Source organism: Luteimonas sp. 100069, from assembly GCF_003813845.1.
Lineage (GTDB): Bacteria > Pseudomonadota > Gammaproteobacteria > Xanthomonadales > Xanthomonadaceae > Luteimonas > Luteimonas chenhongjianii.
The window spans coordinates 747,730-764,188 of the sequence record NZ_RPFN01000001.1 but is presented as its reverse complement, the minus strand read 5'-3'; the positions used below and the strand labels follow the sequence as shown (position 1 = coordinate 764,188).

The window sequence follows — 16,459 nt, the reverse complement described above, 5'->3', positions numbered from 1 at the left end:
ATTCCGGCAGCCGGCGCAGACATGCCATATCCGCTCGATTGAAGCGCTATCCGCAGATCGATCCGGACAGTCGCCAGCGTCATTGATGCACCGCAGAACGGGTTTCATGCTCGGCCATGTTAGTGATAGCGCTATCACTAGACGCCGCTTGGAGACCTCGATGCTGCCATGTGCAGGCGCCCGGATAGCGCCGCAGATGCACGACGCTGCGGATATCCAGCTGCCTGCATCGAGCCGGGAGTCGGTCACGCCGGGTTCGCCAGATCAGTTGCTCCCTGCTGGTTGCGGCGGCCCGATCGCCGGATCGAACGTGCGGCGGTCGCGTACGCACTCTCTTCCGGCGATGTGTTTGCTTGCCGTTGGCGTATCTCTCCGCTCCGCGCCCATCCATTCCCGCGCCGGTATGACTCGACCCCGCAAAGACGTGAGCCTGCTCCCATCACCCACCCCGGCACCGCGCGCCCATCGGGCCGCATCGCCATGACCCATGGAGGCGTTTTTCAGCCTATGCGCACATTCCGGACCACGCCACTCGCAACGTTGATCGCCCTGCCCCTCCTCCTGGCCGCTTGCGGTTCCCAACAGTCACCAGAGGACGCGACCTCGACGCCGCAGCCCGGCCCCGATGCGCCGCTCGCTACGGGCCGGCCCAAGTTTCTCGGCGGGGCGCACAGTCCGCCGCAGGCGGAAGATTTCGCCGACTACTGGAACAAGGTCACGCCGGAGAACGGCGGCAAATGGGGCGAGGTCGAGGCCGAGCGCGACGTGATGAACTGGGACCAGCTCGACGCCGCCTGGCGCGTCGCCCGGGACAACGGCTTCCCGTTCCAGATGCATGTGATGGTCTGGGGCAATCAGCAACCCGAATGGATCGAGACCCTTGCGCCGGAGGAACAGCGCGCCGAGATCGAGGAGTGGTTTGCCGCCGTGGCCGAGCGCTACCCGGGCATCGACATCGTGGAAGTCGTCAACGAACCGCTCAACGATCCACCATCGAAGGACGACGAGGGCGGCGGCAACTATATTGCCGCGCTTGGCGGAGATGGTGACAGCGGCTGGGACTGGATCCTCGAGTCCTTCCGGATGGCGCGACGGCATTTCCCCGATTCCAAACTGATGCTCAACGACTACAGCGTGACCAACAGCGAGGACGCGACCCGGCGTTACATCGAAATCGTGCGCTTGCTGCAGGCCGAGAACCTGCTCGACTTGATCGGCGTCCAGGGCCATGCGTTCTCCACCACCGAGGAGACGTCGATGGACGTGCACCGCGCGAACCTCGATGCACTCGGCGCGACCGGGCTGCCGGTCCACGTGACCGAGTTCGACATCGACGGGCTTGACGATGCCGTGCAGCTGGCCAGCTACCAGCGCGTGTTCCCGGTGTTCTGGGAGCATCCTGCGGTCACCGGCATGACACTGTGGGGCTTCCGCCGCGGACTCTGGCGCGACAACCAGGGCGCATACCTGATCCGCGAGGACGGCAGCGAACGGCCTGCGCTGGAGTGGCTGCGTGGCTACGTGGGCGGACAGGACAGCCGGTGACCGTGCCGGAGGCCGCGCCCGTCTGCGCAGCCGAACGACGAAGATCGCAGGCCGCGCCGCAATCCGCGCACAGGTGCCGCGTGGCGCGGTGATGCCCTACCAGCGAGGCCGACGCGGCGGGCGATCGACTCCCCGCAGCCCGACCCGACGCCAATCCGCACCGGCGCAGCCGATACAAGGAGTTTCATGCACACCCGACTTCGCCTGCTGGCCACCACCCTGCTGCTCGCCGCCGGCCTGGAAACGTCGCTGCTTGCGGCCCCGCCGGCCGCTCACTCTCCGGTGCAGCCCGGCCACGCCGCGCCGAGCCTGAAACAGGTCTACGCCGACGCCTTCGCGCTGGGCACCGCGGTCAATGACGACATCGTCGCGGGCCGTGATCCGCGCGCGCAGGCGCTGGTGGTGCAGCATTTCAACGCGCTGACCGCCGAAAACGTGATGAAGGCCGAGGTGCTGCATCCCGAAGCGGACCGCTGGGACTTCGACGCCGCCGATGCCTTCGTCGCGTTCGGCCGGCAGCACGACATGTTCCTGATCGGTCACACCCTGGTGTGGCACAACCAGACGCCGGCGTGGTTTTTCGAAGCTGCCGCCGGCACGCAGGCCGACACCGCGACGATGCGCCAGCGCATGCGCGACTACATCCACAACGTCGCCGGTCGTTACGCCGGCAAGGTGCAGGCCTGGGACGTGGTCAACGAGGTGATGGGCGAGGACGGCCAGTACCGCGACACGGTGTGGACGCGCGCCTACGGCGGCGACGGCGACGCCCTGGTGCGCGACGCCTTCGCCTTCGCCAGCGAGGCCGCGCCGGACGCCGAGCTCTACTACAACGACTTCAATGCCTGGCGCCCGGAGAAGCGCGACGGCATCGTGCGCATGGTGAAGATGCTGCAGGACGCCGGCATCCGCATCGACGGCATCGGCATCCAGGGCCACTGGGGCCTGAACTACCCGTCCACCGCGCACATCGAGGCCGCCATCGACGCCTATGCCGCGCTCGGGGTGAAGGTGATGATCACCGAACTCGACGTGGACGTGCTGCCGTTGACGAAGGAAGGCCAGATCATCGGCCAGGGCATGACCCACCCGCAGTTCCAGCTGCCCGAGTTCAAGAGCTTCCTCGACCCCTATCGCGACGGCCTGCCCGGCCCGGTGGAGCAGCAGTTGGCCGATCGCTATGCCGAGCTCTTCCGCATCTTCCACGCGCGGCGCGACAAGCTGCACCGCGTGTCGGTCTGGGGCGTGGAGGATGGGATGTCGTGGAAGAACGACTATCCCATCCCGGGCCGCACCAACTACCCCCTGTTGTTCGATCGCCAGGGACAGCCCAGACCCGCTTTCAGCGCCGTGCTCGCCGTACCGGCCGGCCCCTGACCGGCAGCCGGTACGGGCGCGCACGGCGAAGCGGGCCGGGCATCGGCACCCTTCAGTCCGCCCCGGTGGAAATGCTCGGTGTCACGTGCAACTCCGTGCTTGCGCGGATGTCCGCGCTGGATGCGCCCACTTCGACGTCATAGCGACCGGCATCGACCGCATAGCCGCCGGCGGTCTCGTCGTAGTGGCGCAGATCGCGCGAGGGGGAGAAGCGGAAGCTCAGCTCGCGCGCCTCACCGGGCGCCAGGTGCACGCGCTGGAAACCGCGCAGCTCGCGCAGCGCACGCTCGCGTGCCGGGGCCAGCGGCCGCAGGTAGATCTGGACGACCTCGTCGCTGGCGCGCCCGCCGCTGTTGCGCACGGTCAGCGTGGCGGTGACGGTGTCGTCAGGCGCCGCGCGCTCGCGGTCCAGCCGAAGCCCGCTGTAGTCGAACGTGGTGAACGACAGGCCATGACCGAACGGATACAGCGCCTCACCCTTGAAATAGCGGTAGGTGCGGCCGGCCATGTCGTAGTCGTCGAACGCCGGCAGCTGCTCGTCGGCGCTGTAGAACGTCACCGGCAGGCGTCCGGCCGGGCTGACATCGCCGAACAGCACGTCGGCCACGGCATTGCCACCGCGCTGGCCCGGATACCACGCCACCAGGATGCCCGGAAGGTGCTGCCTGGCCCAGTCCACGCCCAGCGCCGAGCCGGTGGTCAGCACCAGCACCACCGGCTTGCCGGTCGCGTGCAGGGCTTCCAGCAGCGTCTGCTGGGTGGCTGGCAGGCGGATGTCGGTGCGGTCACCGCCGGCGAAGCCGGGATAGTTCACCGTCATCTCCTCGCCTTCGACGTCGCCGGTCAGGCCGCCGACGAAGACCACGGCATCGGCATCCTGCGCGGCCGCCAACGCGGTCTCGAACGGCGATTTCGCACCGGGCAGTTCCCAGGCCAGGCGCACGCCGGCATCGCGCTCGCCCTCGTAGTACTCCAGGCGCAGGTCGTAGGCGCGACCGGCCTCCAGGTCGAGTTCGACGCTGTCGGCGCGCATGCGCTCGGCGTCCTCCCAGTGGTCCAGCACCGGCGTGCCGTCCACGTACAGCCGGAAGCCGTCGTTGGCGCCCACCTCGAGCCGGTAGCGTCCGCTCACCGGCGGCAACAGCTGGCCGCTCCAGCGGATGCTGAAGTTCTCGTTGGGCACGGCGTTGTCGGGCCCGGCCTCGCCACGCGCCATCAGGTTGTCGGTGGGCGAGCCACGGTCCCAGCGGAAGCCGATCTGCGGGTCCACGCGCACCAGCACCGGCTCACCGGAAAGCGCCTTGTTGCGAAAGTACTCGCCGCGCAACCCACGCTCGTTGGAACCGGGTTGCGGACGCAGGTACTGCGGCTCGATAAGCGGCATCGCTGCCGGATCCTCGCGCCCCTCCACCAGGTCGGCGCCGCGCGCGTACACCACCTCCGTGCGCGGCGACGCCTCGCGGATCCCGCGCAGGATCGTCACCGGATCGGCCGGGGTGCCGTAATAGTTGCCCAGCAGGGCCATGGTGTCGTCGGCGGTCGGGCCGATCACGGCCAGGCGGCGGATGTCCTTCGACAGCGGCAGCACCCCGTCGTTCTTCAGCAGCACGATCGACTGCTGCGCCGCGCGCCGCGCCAGCGCGTCATGGGCCGGCGCCTGGTTGACGGTGTAGGGCGTCCCTGCCCAGGGCACCTGGTCCGCGGGGTCGAACATGCCCAGTTCCATGCGCGTGGTCATCAGCCGGGTCAACGCATCGTCGAGCTCGGCTTCGCCGATCAGGCCCTTGCGTACCGCAACCGGCAGGTGCTCGGCATAGGTGCTGCCGCAGTTGAGTTCGGTGCCGTTCTTCACTGCCAGCGCCGCCGCCTCTTCCGGCGTGGCGACGATCTTGTGGTTCTTCCAGATGTCGACGATCGCCCAGCAGTCGGACATCACATAACCCTCGAACCCCCACTGGTCGCGCAGGATGTCGCGCAGCAGCAGCTTGCTGCCGCTCGCCGATTCGCCGTAGACGCGGTTGTAGGCACCCATCACCGCCTTGACCTGGCCCTCGGTCACCAGCGTCTCGAAGGCCGGCAGGTAGGTTTCCCACAGGTCGCGCCGCGACGGATGCACGTCGAAGGTATGGCGGTCGGCCTCCGGGCCGCTGTGCACGGCGAAGTGCTTGGCGGTGGCGTCGAGCTTGCGATACTTCCCGCCCTGCGATTCGGGCAGCGGGCTGCCATCGGGCGCCACGCCCTGCAGGCCGCGCACGAAGGACACGCCCATGCGCGCGGTGAGATACGGATCCTCGCCGTAGGTTTCCTGGCCGCGGCCCCAGCGCGGATCGCGGAAGATGTTGATGTTGGGCGACCAGAAGGTCAGCCCCTGGTAGCGGCCATGCTGGCCGTTGCGGAAGAACTCGTGATGCTTGGCGCGCGCCTCATCGCTGATGGTGCGCGAGACCTCGTCCATCAGCGGCACGTCGAACGTCGCCGCCATGCCGATCGCCTGCGGAAAAACGGTCGCTCCGCCCGCGCGCGCCACCCCATGCAGCGCCTCGTTCCACCAGTCGTAGGCCGGCAGGCCGAGCCGCTCGATCGCCGGCGAGTCGTTCTGCATCTGCGCGGCCTTCTCCTCCAGCGTCATCTGCGCAACGAGCGCGGCCGCGCGCGTCTGGAAGTCCTTGGAGGTGTCCTGCCAGGGACGCGTTCCATCGGCGGCCACTGCCGCCAGGGCCGGTACCGCCGCCAGCAGCGCGGCCGCGCAGGCCCGCAGCAGTGGTTTCGTGCGTGAAGCGCCGCGCCGCGGCGGCGTGCCTTGTTCCAGTCGCTGCATGTTCCCGTTTCTCCCAGGTCGTGTCATTGCGCGGCGCGTTCGTCGCGCGCGTGCGGGCCGATGGTGGCGCCGACGAATCCGCCAGCCTCGTCGGTACTCAGAATCGTGCCGTCGGCATCGCGGGTCAGCCATTGCACGCCGTTGCCATCGCCGGCATCGAAGCCGAAGCCATAGCGCCCCTCGTCCCCCTCGATGTGCAGCGTGTACAGCGGCGCCTCGGCGGCGGACTGCGTGGCGACCACCTCGCTGTCGCCGGCGCCGGCCTTCCTCTCGAGAAAGACCTCGACGCGTCCGCCGTCGCTGCGGCGCAGGCCGAGGAAATACCAGTGCGTCTCGCCCTGGAACGCGGCCAGGCCTGCGGCCACGCCCGGCGCCGGCAGCGCCATCGCGGTGCTGGCCTCGAACACCTGGTGCTGCTGCCGGCGCGCGTAGAACGCCGGGTTGACCAGAGTGTCCAGGCGTTCTGGCAAGGGCGTGATCGCCAGCCAGCCCGGGCGGGCGCTGCCGTCATACCACCGGGACTTGGGCACCCGCGGGGTCATCCAGCCCTTGCCCAGCTCGACCGTGTCGAACTCGTCGCGCCAGGTAAAGTTGCCGGTCATCGGCGCCTGCTCGGCCGGCGTCTTCATGAAGGACGGACCCGGCAGCACGTAGGGGATCTCCTGCCCACGCGGCAGGATCACCGGCCAGCCGTCCTTCCAGGTCACCGGCAACAGGAAGGTCTCGCGACCGGTGTTGTACTGCCGCACGGCGTAATTGCGGCTGGCCAGGAACACCGCCCACCAGCCCCCGTCAGGCCCCTGCACCAGGTCGGCATGGCCGGCGTTGGTGATCGGCAGCGGGCGGTCGGGATCGAGGTCGCGCTGGGTGAGGATCGGATTGTCCGCATACGGCTCGTACGGACCCCAGACATCGCGGCTGCGCAGGATCACCTGCGAGTGCTGCGGGCCGGTGCCGCCCTCGGCATTGTTGAGGTAGTACCAGCCATCGACCTTGTAGATGTGCGGCCCTTCAATCCAGATCGGATTCTCCTCGGGCTTCACGCCGCCATCGATCAGCACCTTGCGCGGACCGAAGGGCTTCTTGCTGGCCACGTCGATCTCCTGCAGCCAGATGGCGCGGTGTCCGTCGTAGCGCACCGGCACGGCGGGCTCGTCGTTGTTGAGGATATAGACCCTGCCGTCGTCGTCGAAGAACAGCGATGGATCGATGCCACCGATGCCCGGCAGCCAGAACGGATCAGACCACGGGCCGGCCGGGTCGGTGGCGGTGACGATGAAATTGCCGCCGGCATCGACCGAGGTGTTGACCACGTAGAAGGTGCCGTCGTGGAACTCGATCGTCGGCGCGAACACGCCGCGCGACAGGCCGAGCCCGTCGAAATCCAGCTGCCCGGGGCGATGGATCGCATTGCCCACCTGCGTCCAGTGGACCAGGTCCTCGCTCTCGAACACCGGGATGCCGGGGAAGAAAGTGAAGGTGGACGCCACCAGATAGAACTTGCCGTTGGCGGCGGTGACGCTGGGATCGGAATGGAAACCCGACAGCACCGGGTTGCGGAAACTGCCTGCCGGGACCGGCGCCTCGAAGGCTGCGTCACGGCCGGTGTACTCGAACCAGTCGAAGTAGACGGGCGTGGGCGGGGCGGGTTCCGGCGTCTGCGCGAACGCAGCGGGGCCGACTACGGCCGTCGCGGCCGCCAGGGCGCCGAGCAGGGTGGCTCGGGCCGCGCTCCGCAGCGCTCTGCGCCATGCCCCCGCCGGCAGATACCGCGCGTCGCCGCGCCTGCCGTCATCGTCCGCTGCCGGGCGCGGGTCGGGCACCCGGGGATCCCGCAGCTGCGAGGTGACATCAGGTTCGCGTCGGTCGAACCCGGCGTCGCCGAAACCGCCCCCGCCCGCGCCGGCGACGCGCCTTCGGGTCACCAGCTCGGGGCCGGGACAGGCAACGATGACGCGTGCCTCGACGGGCTCACGATCTCGATTCGGGCTGTGGGCGCGTGGGTCGGTGGCTGTGGGCATGTCGGCTTCCTGTGCTTGACGGTGCGGTTGCGATGGGACGGAGCGGGACGCGCAGGCGGAGACGGCAACCTGGAAAGCCAGCGCGGGCGGCCTCAGTGGATGTCGATCTCGAACGGTCCCGCCGGCAGGTCCGCCGCGTCGAACAGGTTCACCAGTGGGGCATCCGCCCATGCATGGCGCACGCGGACCGGCACCATCCCGGGCTCGACGCGCAAGTGCACGCGGGGGCCATCCACGCGTGCCTCGGCGAAGCGGCAGCTGTCGGCCGCCGCGCCGCACAGCTCGAAGCCGACCGGCCCGGCGGCGCCGTGCGCGGACAGATGCCCCTCGACGTCGGCGAAGTTCACCACCACGTCGCCCCCCTCCCGGCGTGCGTCCCGCGGCACCGGACCGGACGCCGCGATCCGCTCGCCGTAGACGGCATGGCGGGCGGCGCGCGCAAGGCGGCGCCCCAGAGCCTGCTTGTTCGGCGGATGGATGTCGTAGCGATCCCCGATATCGATCGTCACCGCCAGCGCGCTGTGCGCTTCGTTGGCGACGGCGCGCTGCGCCTCGCGCAGTGCGGCCCAGTCGCTGCTGCCGGGTGCGCTGGTCGGCGTGCCGTAGTTGGCCAGCTGGACGACGAGGAACGGCAGGGCGGAATCGCCGAACCGGCTGCGCCAGTCGTCGCGCAGGCCGCGCAGCAACGCGGCGTAGGCATCGGCCTCGAAGGTGTTGGATTCGCCCTGGTACCAGAGCATGCCGCGCAGGCGCATTCCTGCCAGCGGCGCGATCATGCCGTTGTACAGCGTCGACAGGCCGGCCGCGGATTGCCAGGGCGCGCGCGGGGGTGAGCCCACCGTGTCCGGCACCACGCGATAGCGCCAGCCGCCATCGAGCGGCACCGTGCTGCCGTCGGCCAGTTGCAGGAAATGCGCGGAGGCCGGTCCGGCCAGCCCGCCCTCGCGATAGGTGTCGAGCACGTTGACGACAATGCGGTTGTCGCCGGCGCGCAGAAGGCCTGGCGGCAGCGCATAGGTGCGCGGCATTCCTGCTCCGTAGGTACTGCCAACGGCCCGGCCGTTGACCCAGGTGGTATCCATCTCGTCGGCGGGGCCAAGCACCAGGGTCGCCTGGTGCGCAGCCTGCGCCGCGGTCAGCCGAACGTTGGTCCGGTACCACAGCATGCCGTCGAACGCAGCGAGATCCGGGGTGCCCCAGTGCTCCCACGCGCCGAGCCCGGGCGGCGCGGCACGCCACTCGCCGCCATCGGCCTCACCCTCCCATGGCCGGTCACCGGCAGCGATGCCGGGCCGTTGCTGCCACCATCCGGCCCAGATGCTGCCCCAGCGCTCGAGTGCGTCGGCCGGCTCCGTCGCGTAGAGCGCCAGCACGTCGAGTTGGTCGTCGTAGGCGCCCGCGGCGCGCAGCGCATCCGCGCTGGTCCATGCCTGGATGCGCGAACCACCCCAGGCCGCGTTGACCAGGCCCATCGGCACCTCGACGGTCTTCTGCAGTTCGCGGGCGAAGTACCAGCAGGCGGCGGAGAACTCGCGGATCGAATCCGGGTTCACGCTCTGCCAGCGCGTGTCGTCACCGAATGTCGACTGCGGCGCCGGGCTGGAGGACTGCGGAACGGTCAACAGACGGATGGTTTCGCTGGCCGCGCCTGCGATCTCGGACCGCGCATCCAGCGATCGCCACACCTGCAGTTCCATGTTCGACTGCCCCGAGCACAGCCAGACATCGCCAACGAGCAGGTCGTCGACGGTCCGAGATGCCTCGCCCGTACGCGCGGTCAGGGTGTAAGGCCCGCCGGCCGGCAGCGCCGGCAGCTCGACCGTCCAGCGCCCGTCGGCGCCCGCCTGCGCGCTGCGGCGATGCTGCGCCAGTGCGACCTGTACCGTCGCGCCGGGCGACGCCTCACCCCATATCCGGATCGGCTGGTCGCGCTGGAGCACGGCGTGGTCCTGGAACAGCGGATGCAGCAGCGTGGCAGCAGTGTCGTCGGCCATTGCCGGCGCCAGTGGCGCGAGCAGGAGCATCAGCGCTGCGAGTCCCCTTCCCTTCCCCGATCGTTCGCTCACTTCGTGTCCCCCGGCGCATGCGGAAATTCCAGCGTCTTGTAGTGTTCGAGCGCATGCGGCGGCGGCGCGGCGCCCGCGGGCAGCGGCAGCCCGGAGATCGACTGGAAGTACGCCACGCTGGCATCGCGCCACCACTGCGCCTCGTCCTGCTGGATCGCGAGGAACGCCGCGACCTGCGCATGGCGCCCGGCATCGATTCGGCCGTCGAGACCGGCCCAGGTGGCGCGCAGGTCGCGCACGGCATCCACTCCGCGGTCGTAGCGAAGCACCAGCTCGTCCCACAGCCGGCGGCCACTGCGCATCGGGTGATCCCAGGGCACGTGGTGGAACCACAACAGCAGCTCTTCCGGCGTTTGCGCGACGTCGTCGAAGACACCGGCCACCGGGGCCGCGTACTGCGAGACCGCATCGCTGCCGCGGCGCGTGCGGTCGAAGCCGATGCCGTTGCGGTCCGCCCGGTGGAAATACACCGAGGTCCAGTCCGCGCGCGGCCCGCCGTCCACCCACGGGCCCGGGCCGTAGTGATGGCCGCGTCCCATCAGGTGATGCAGGCCGAGCGCACCGGTGTAGTCCACCACCGCCTCGCGCGAGGCCATCATCATGTCGACCACCGGTTCGACCACGGCGGCGTCGTTCGAGAATGTCATCCGTGTCCACTCGACCGCGATGTCGCGTGACGACAGCTCCGGATTCCATGCCAGCCGGCCGAACGCATACCAGTTGGCCTGGTCGAAATGCGAGCCGCTCCAGTTGCGGTCGCTGCCGATGTTGGCGACGCCGGCGATCCCCGTGAGCGCGTGGCCGTGCAGCGAGCCGTCGATCACCCGCGCGACGGTCGACCCGGGGCCCTGCACGTGGGTGTCGGCGCGCAGCACCTCCTCGTAAAGCGGGCCGGTGTAGGCGAGGTGCGTGGAGAAACCCAGATACTCCTTGGTGATCTGGAACTCCATCATCAGTGGTGTCCGCGGCATCGCGCCGAACAGCGGATGGAAGGGCTCGCGCGGCTGGAAGTCGATCGGGCCGTTCTTGACCTGGACCAGCACGTTGTCGCGGAAGCGCCCGTCGAGCGGCACGAACTCGTTGTAGGCCTGCCTGGCGCGGTCGACCGGCTCCTCGTCGGAATAGACGAAGGCACGCCACATCACGATTCCGCCATGGGGCGCGAGCGCATCGGCCAGCATGTTGGCGCCATCGGCGTGGCTGCGGCCGTAGTCCTGCGGGCCGGGCTGACCCTCGGAATTGGCCTTGACCAGGAAGCCGCCGAAGTCGGGGATCGCGCTGTAGATCTCATCCGCCTTCGCGCGCCACCAGGCCTGGACCGCGGGATCGACGGGATCGGCCGTGACGAGACCACCGATCTGCATTGGCGCACTGAAGCGCGCGCTCAGGTAGACCTTCATGCCGTAGGGGCGCAGCACGCCGGCGATCGCCGCGACCTTCTCCAGGTACATCGGCGTCAGCACGTCGGCGTCCGCATTGACGTTGTTGAGCACGGCGCCGTTGATGCCGATGGAGGCATTGGCCCGCGCATAGTCGGTATAGCGCGGGTCCAGCCAACCCGGCAGGCGATGCCAGTCCCAGATCGACTGGCCCGAATAGCCGCGTTCGACATAGCGGTCCAGGTCGTCCCAATGGTCGAGTACCCGCACCTGGAGGCGCGGTGCCTCGCGGATGTCGAGGTCGGCCAGCGGCTGGCCCGTCTGCAGCAGGCGCAGCAGATGGAAGGCGCCATAAAGCACGCCGATATCGTCGTTGGCCGCCACCGCCGTCGTCGCATGGCCATCGACGATGGCGCTGCGGATCCGGTAGCCCTCGCGCCCCAGTCCTTCCAGGTCGAGACCCAGGCGGGCAATCTGCGGCGAAGACGCCGGCGTGCCGACGAGCAGCGCGGCATCCTCGGTCACCGTATCGGCGCCGACCGGCGCAACTCCGGACAACGCCTGCAGACCACGCAGCAGCTCCCGTCGCGTCGCCGCCTGGACCGGCGATTCCGATCCGGCCACGAGCTGCGCGATGCCCGGGCCGTGCGAATCCGGATCGGCCACGACTGCCGGCGCGTAGCGCAGCCACAGCTCGTAGCCGTCCTCGGCGTGCAACGCAGGCATCGCGGCCAGCAGTACGCCCCAGCACACCAGCGCAGCCACGGTTCTGGCGATGCGCGGTGGACGCGGATCGTCCCCCGCATGGGTTAGCGTTAACATCCACGGCATATGGATCCCCCCCCGGGAACCGGCTTTCATGCGATGGGCCCGCCCTGCGCCAAGGTCGGCCCGTCGCCTGGCAAGTGAAGGAACGAACGTTGGAGAAACCCAGGAAATCGGTCCGCCGCAAGACACGCGGCGTGACCATCGCGGAAGTGGCGGCCCACGCCGGCGTGTCGCCGATGACGATCTCGCGGGTGATCAACAACCAGGGCAAGGTGCGCGAGAGCACGCGCGAACGCGTGCTCAGCGCGGTGCGCGAACTCCACTACACGCCCAATCTGGCGGCGAGCTCGCTGGCTGCCGCGCAGCACACGCGCATCGCGCTGGTCTATACCAATCCCAGCGGCGCCTATCTGCGCGAGCTTCTGGTCGGCCTGCTGCGCGTGGCCTCGGCCACCGCGATCCAGCTGGTCATCGACTACTGGGACGAACTCGACGCCAACGCCGAACGCAAGGCCGCACGTGCCCTGGCCAAGCGGGTGGACGGGATCATCCTGCCGCCGCCGCTGTGCGAATCGAAGGCGGCGGTCAACGAATTCGTGCGCGCCGGCGTACCCGTGGTCGCGATCGCGTCGGGACATTTCAGCGACGACATCTCCTGCGTGCGCGTCGACGAATTCCGCGCGGCCAAGGAAATCACCGAACACCTGATCCAGCACGGGCACACGCGCATCGGCTGCATCAAGGGCGGTACGTATCTCAGCGCCTCCACCCGCCGCTACGAGGGCTTCAAGGCGGCGCTCGACGAGGCCGGAATCGAGCTGGAGCCGGCGCTCGTGCAACAGGGCGACTACACCTACCGTTCGGGGCTCGCCGCGACCGAGACGCTGCTGGCGCTGCGCAAGCCGCCCACGGCGATCCTGGCGTCCAACGACGACATGGCCGCCGCCGCGATCTCCGTCGCCCACCGGCGCGGCCTGGACGTGCCACGCGACCTGTCGGTGGTGGGCTTCGATGACAGCTCGGCCGCGACCACCGTCTGGCCGGAACTGACCACGATCAGCCAGCCGATCGCCGCGATGGCCAACACCGCGATCGACGTCCTGGTGCGCGGCATCCGCCGCAACGACGCCACCACGCGGGTGCTCAGCGACCACGTGATCGCGCACCGGCTGATCGTGCGCGATTCGGTGGCGCGCCCGCCGCGGCAGAAATAGGCGGCAGCATGACAACGGGGCCGCTGCGCGTCCGGAGGGTGATCCGGAGTCTGCGCAGGCGGCCCGTGACGTCATGCTGCCCTGCCCTCAGCGCAGCAGGTACTGGTTGAGCAGATTCTCGTAGGCTTCCTGGCGGCCGCTGCGCTGCTGCGGCTCGCCGGCCTTCGAGGCGATGCCGTACAGATCGGTCAGCGACAGGCGGCCGGCTTCGAAGGCCTGGCCGTCACCGGAATCGAAGCTCGCGTAGCGTGCCTTGCGCCACTGCTCCCACGGCGAGTCCTCGAGCAGGGCATGCGCCACTTCCAGACCCCGGGCGAACGCATCCATGCCGCCGATGTGGGCGATGAACAGGTCCTCCATGTCGGTGGATTCGCGCCGCGGCTTGGCATCGAAGTTGAGGCCACCCTCGATGCCGCCCTGGCGCAGCACCACCAGCATCGCGCCGACGGTGTCGTAGAGATCGGTCGGGAACTGGTCGGTATCCCAGCCGTTCTGCGCATTGCCGCGGTTGGCATCGATGCTGCCGAGCAGGCCGTGATCGCTGGCCACCTGCAGGTCGTGCTCGAAGGTATGGCCCGACAGCGTGGCGTGGTTGGCCTCGATGTTGAGCTTGAAGTCCTTCTCGAGCCCGTGCTCCTTGAGGAAGCCGGCGACGGTCGCGCTGTCGAAGTCGTACTGGTGCTTCATCGGCTCCATCGGCTTGGGCTCGATGAGGAAGTTGCCCTTGAGGCCGATGCTGCGTCCGTAGTCGCGCGCCATGGTCAGGAAGCGGGCGAAATGCTGCAGCTCGCGCTTCATGTCGGTGTTGTGCAGGCTGGCGTAGCCCTCGCGGCCACCCCAGAACACGTAGTGCTCGCCGCCCAGCTCGACCGTCGCCTCGAGCGCCGCCTTGACCTGCACGGCAGCGCGCGCGACCACCGCGAAATCGGGATTGGTCGAGGCACCGTTCATGTAGCGCGGGTGCGAGAACAGGTTGGCCGTGCCCCACAGCAGCTGCATGCCGGTGGCCTGCTGCCGCTCCTTGGCAAGCGCGACCATGTGCTTGAGGTTCTTCTCGTACTCGCCGATGTCTTCGGAATCCGGCGACAGGTCGACATCGTGGAAGCACCAGTACGGCACGCCGAGCTTGGTGAAGAATTCGAACGCGGCGTCGACCTTGGCCTCGGCGGCGGCGAGCGGCGTGCCGCCCTCCCATGGGAAACGCCGCGTGCCGGGACCGAAGGGATCCTGGCCGGCATTGGAGAACGTGTGCCAGTAGCAGACGGCGAACCGCAGGTGTTCGGCCATCGTCTTGCCGCCGATGCGGCGGTCGGCCTCATAGACCTTGAAGGCGAGCGGATTGTCGGAATCGCGACCTTCGAACGGGATGGTGCCGATGCCGGGGAAGTACTCGCGGTCACCGATGAAATGCTGTGCGCTCATGTGGGGGTCTCGTGTGGTGCGTGGAAAGAGTGATGAAGCCGGGCGCGTGCTCGCGCGCCTCGAGGATGGGGATCGTCGGCTTGCGATGGGCCGTCGTCATTGCAGTGGGGCGGGCTGCGGCTCGGCGTACAGCGGACGGACCGCATCGAGGTGTCGCAGGAAGCGCTGATAGGCCGGTCGATAGGCGCGGACGCGTTCGGGATCGGGCGAACAGCCCAGCGCCGGATCGACCGCGACATGCTCGGCAGCGAGTGCGGCCAGCGTGGTTGCCTCGCCGCGACTGCGCGACAGTGACCATAGCGCCTGCAAGGCCGCGCCGAACGCTGCGCTCTCGGTCTGGGCGGGCACGTCGACAGGACAGTCGAACACGTCCGCCACCATCTGTCGCCATGCCGCGCTGTTGGCGCCGCCGCCGGTGAGCGCGATGCGATCGAACTGCATGCCGGCGGCGACGAAGGCGTCGTAGCCGTAGCGCAGGCTGTAGGTCGCGCCTTCCATCGCCGCCCGGTAGATCTGCGCCTCGCGCATGTTGTGCGGGGCCAGGCCCGCCAGCACGCCCTTGCCCAGCGGCAGGTCCGGCGTGCGTTCGCCGTTGAGGAACGGCAGGAAGGTGAGGCCGTCGGCGCCCGGCTGCGTCGCGTCGATACGGGCATCGCCGTCGCGGGTACTGAAGCCGAACATCTTGGCGACCTGCTCGGTGACGACGGTGCAGTTCATCGTGCAGATCAGCGGCAGCCAGCCGCCGCTTGAGGAACAGAACGCAGCCCAGGCGCCGCCGGGGTCGACGATCGGCTGGTCGGCATAGGCGAACAGCGTGCCCGACGTCCCCAGGCTCATCGTCAGCCGGCCTTCGCTCACGCAGCCGGTGCCGATCGCGGCCATCATGTTGTCGCCGCCGCCGGCGGACACGCGCACCTCCGGCGACAGGCCGAGTTCGGTGGCGATACCGGGCAGGATCGCGAACGACGCATCCGCATCGACCAGGGGCGGCAGGCAGCCGCCGAGGTCGCGCCCCGCATCGGTCGCCGCCAGCAGCTCCGCCGACCACTGTCGTGTGCGCACGTCGAGCCAGCCGGTGCCCGACGCATCGCCGTGCTCGCAGTAGCGCTCGCCGGTGAGGACGAAATTCAGATAGTCGTGCGGCAGCAGGATCGTCGCGAGCCTGGCGTAGACCTCCGGCCGGTGTTCGCGCGTCCAGGGCAGCTTGGATGCGGTGTAGCCGGCCAGGATCGGATTGCCCGCCAGTTCGATGCAGCGCGCGGGCCCGCCTACCGCGTCCATGATCGGGCCGCACTGGGCGCTCGTGCTGGTATCGCACCACAGCTTGGCCGGACCGAGTACCTGCCCCGCCTCATCGACCGGCACGAAACCATGCTGTTGCCCGGACACGCCGAGCGCAGCGATGCGATGACGCAGGCCGACATCGATCGCCGCGAAGCAGGCGCGCATCGCATCCACCCAGGCGGCAGGATCCTGCTCCCGGCTGCCGTCATCGCCACTCGTCAGATCGAGCGGGGCACTGGCACTGGCGAGGACCACGCGCGCGTCCGCGTCGTACACCACCAGCTTGACGCTCTGCGTTCCCGCGTCGAGGCCCGCGACGACCGTCACTGACGTGCTCCCGCACAAAGAAAGTTAGCGCTAACACTGGCGGGACCAAAAAAAAGGAGACGCGGTTCAACGGAAGGAGGCATGGGACGGCGCAGGAATTCGGCGGTGTCCGCACTCTAGCAGCTGCACCTGAAAGTGCTTGCTGCGCTGCAAAATCCGGGCGGTCGCATGCGCTGCGGTGCGCTTTCCTCGGGACAACGCCGCCGCTCGACTGTGCGCGAGAGCGCCGGCCCGGACT

At 69.0% G+C, this 16,459-nt stretch carries 9 protein-coding genes; 3 read left to right on the top strand and 6 right to left on the bottom strand.

Translation table 11 applies throughout. The features are described 5' to 3' along the window. The first annotated feature begins 507 nt into the window (after positions 1-507). Complete coding sequence (locus EGK76_RS03370) at positions 508-1,545, top strand: endo-1,4-beta-xylanase (RefSeq protein WP_123831644.1); 1,038 nt, start codon at positions 508-510, stop codon at positions 1,543-1,545. 186 nt (positions 1,546-1,731) lie between these two features. Next, the gene (locus EGK76_RS03365; RefSeq protein WP_123831643.1) at positions 1,732-2,922 is read left to right on the top strand and encodes an endo-1,4-beta-xylanase; all 1,191 of its coding nucleotides are present in this window, start codon (positions 1,732-1,734) and stop codon (positions 2,920-2,922) included. A 52-nt stretch (positions 2,923-2,974) separates the two neighbouring features. Here the strand turns inward: EGK76_RS03365 and EGK76_RS03360 are convergent, their stop codons facing one another. The 4 genes from EGK76_RS03360 to EGK76_RS03345 all read right to left on the bottom strand — a co-directional run bounded on the left by EGK76_RS03360 (position 2,975) and on the right by EGK76_RS03345 (position 11,932). Then, positions 2,975-5,740, bottom strand: coding sequence for a glycoside hydrolase family 3 protein (locus tag EGK76_RS03360; RefSeq protein WP_123831642.1), 2,766 nt, complete (start codon positions 5,738-5,740; stop codon positions 2,975-2,977). A 23-nt stretch (positions 5,741-5,763) separates the two neighbouring features. Then, positions 5,764-7,761, bottom strand: coding sequence for a glycoside hydrolase family 43 protein (locus tag EGK76_RS03355; protein WP_233580144.1), 1,998 nt, complete (start codon positions 7,759-7,761; stop codon positions 5,764-5,766). Between the two features lie 92 nt (positions 7,762-7,853). Beyond that, on the bottom strand, positions 7,854-9,785 hold the full coding sequence (locus EGK76_RS03350) for a sialate O-acetylesterase (protein WP_123831641.1): 1,932 nt from the start codon (positions 9,783-9,785) through the stop codon (positions 7,854-7,856). 38 nt (positions 9,786-9,823) lie between these two features. Next, positions 9,824-11,932, bottom strand: coding sequence for an alpha-glucuronidase family glycosyl hydrolase (locus EGK76_RS03345; RefSeq protein ID WP_233580194.1), 2,109 nt, complete (start codon positions 11,930-11,932; stop codon positions 9,824-9,826). A gap of 194 nt (positions 11,933-12,126) precedes the next feature. On the opposite strand from EGK76_RS03345, the gene EGK76_RS03340 reads away from it, so the two are divergent. Next, positions 12,127-13,188: a LacI family DNA-binding transcriptional regulator gene (locus tag EGK76_RS03340; RefSeq protein ID WP_096300629.1), complete on the top strand. Its 1,062-nt coding sequence runs from the start codon at positions 12,127-12,129 to the stop codon at positions 13,186-13,188. An 87-nt stretch (positions 13,189-13,275) separates the two neighbouring features. Here EGK76_RS03340 and xylA read toward each other — a convergent pair whose 3' ends face one another. Together xylA and xylB are read right to left on the bottom strand one after the other, a co-directional pair. Continuing rightward, entirely contained in the window at positions 13,276-14,610 is a 1,335-nt protein-coding gene (xylA, locus tag EGK76_RS03335; RefSeq protein WP_123831639.1) for a xylose isomerase, read from the bottom strand. 96 nt (positions 14,611-14,706) lie between these two features. Beyond that, complete coding sequence (gene xylB, locus EGK76_RS03330; RefSeq protein ID WP_123831638.1) at positions 14,707-16,221, bottom strand: xylulokinase; 1,515 nt, start codon at positions 16,219-16,221, stop codon at positions 14,707-14,709. Positions 16,222-16,459: the final 238 nt, after the last annotated feature.

Bases quoted from the DNA above. Each gene is read 5' to 3' on its own strand.
- EGK76_RS03365 (WP_123831643.1), top strand. From the start codon at position 1,732: ATGCACACCCGACTTCGCCTGCTGGCCACCACCCTGCTGCTCGCCGCC.
- EGK76_RS03360 (WP_123831642.1), bottom strand. From the start codon at position 5,740: ATGCAGCGACTGGAACAAGGCACGCCGCCGCGGCGCGGCGCTTCACGC.
- EGK76_RS03345 (WP_233580194.1), bottom strand. From the start codon at position 11,932: ATGCCTGCGTTGCACGCCGAGGACGGCTACGAGCTGTGGCTGCGCTAC.
- EGK76_RS03355 (WP_233580144.1), bottom strand. From the start codon at position 7,761: ATGCCCACAGCCACCGACCCACGCGCCCACAGCCCGAATCGAGATCGT.
- EGK76_RS03350 (WP_123831641.1), bottom strand. From the start codon at position 9,785: ATGCTCCTGCTCGCGCCACTGGCGCCGGCAATGGCCGACGACACTGCT.
- xylA (WP_123831639.1), bottom strand. From the start codon at position 14,610: ATGAGCGCACAGCATTTCATCGGTGACCGCGAGTACTTCCCCGGCATC.
- EGK76_RS03370 (WP_123831644.1), top strand. From the start codon at position 508: ATGCGCACATTCCGGACCACGCCACTCGCAACGTTGATCGCCCTGCCC.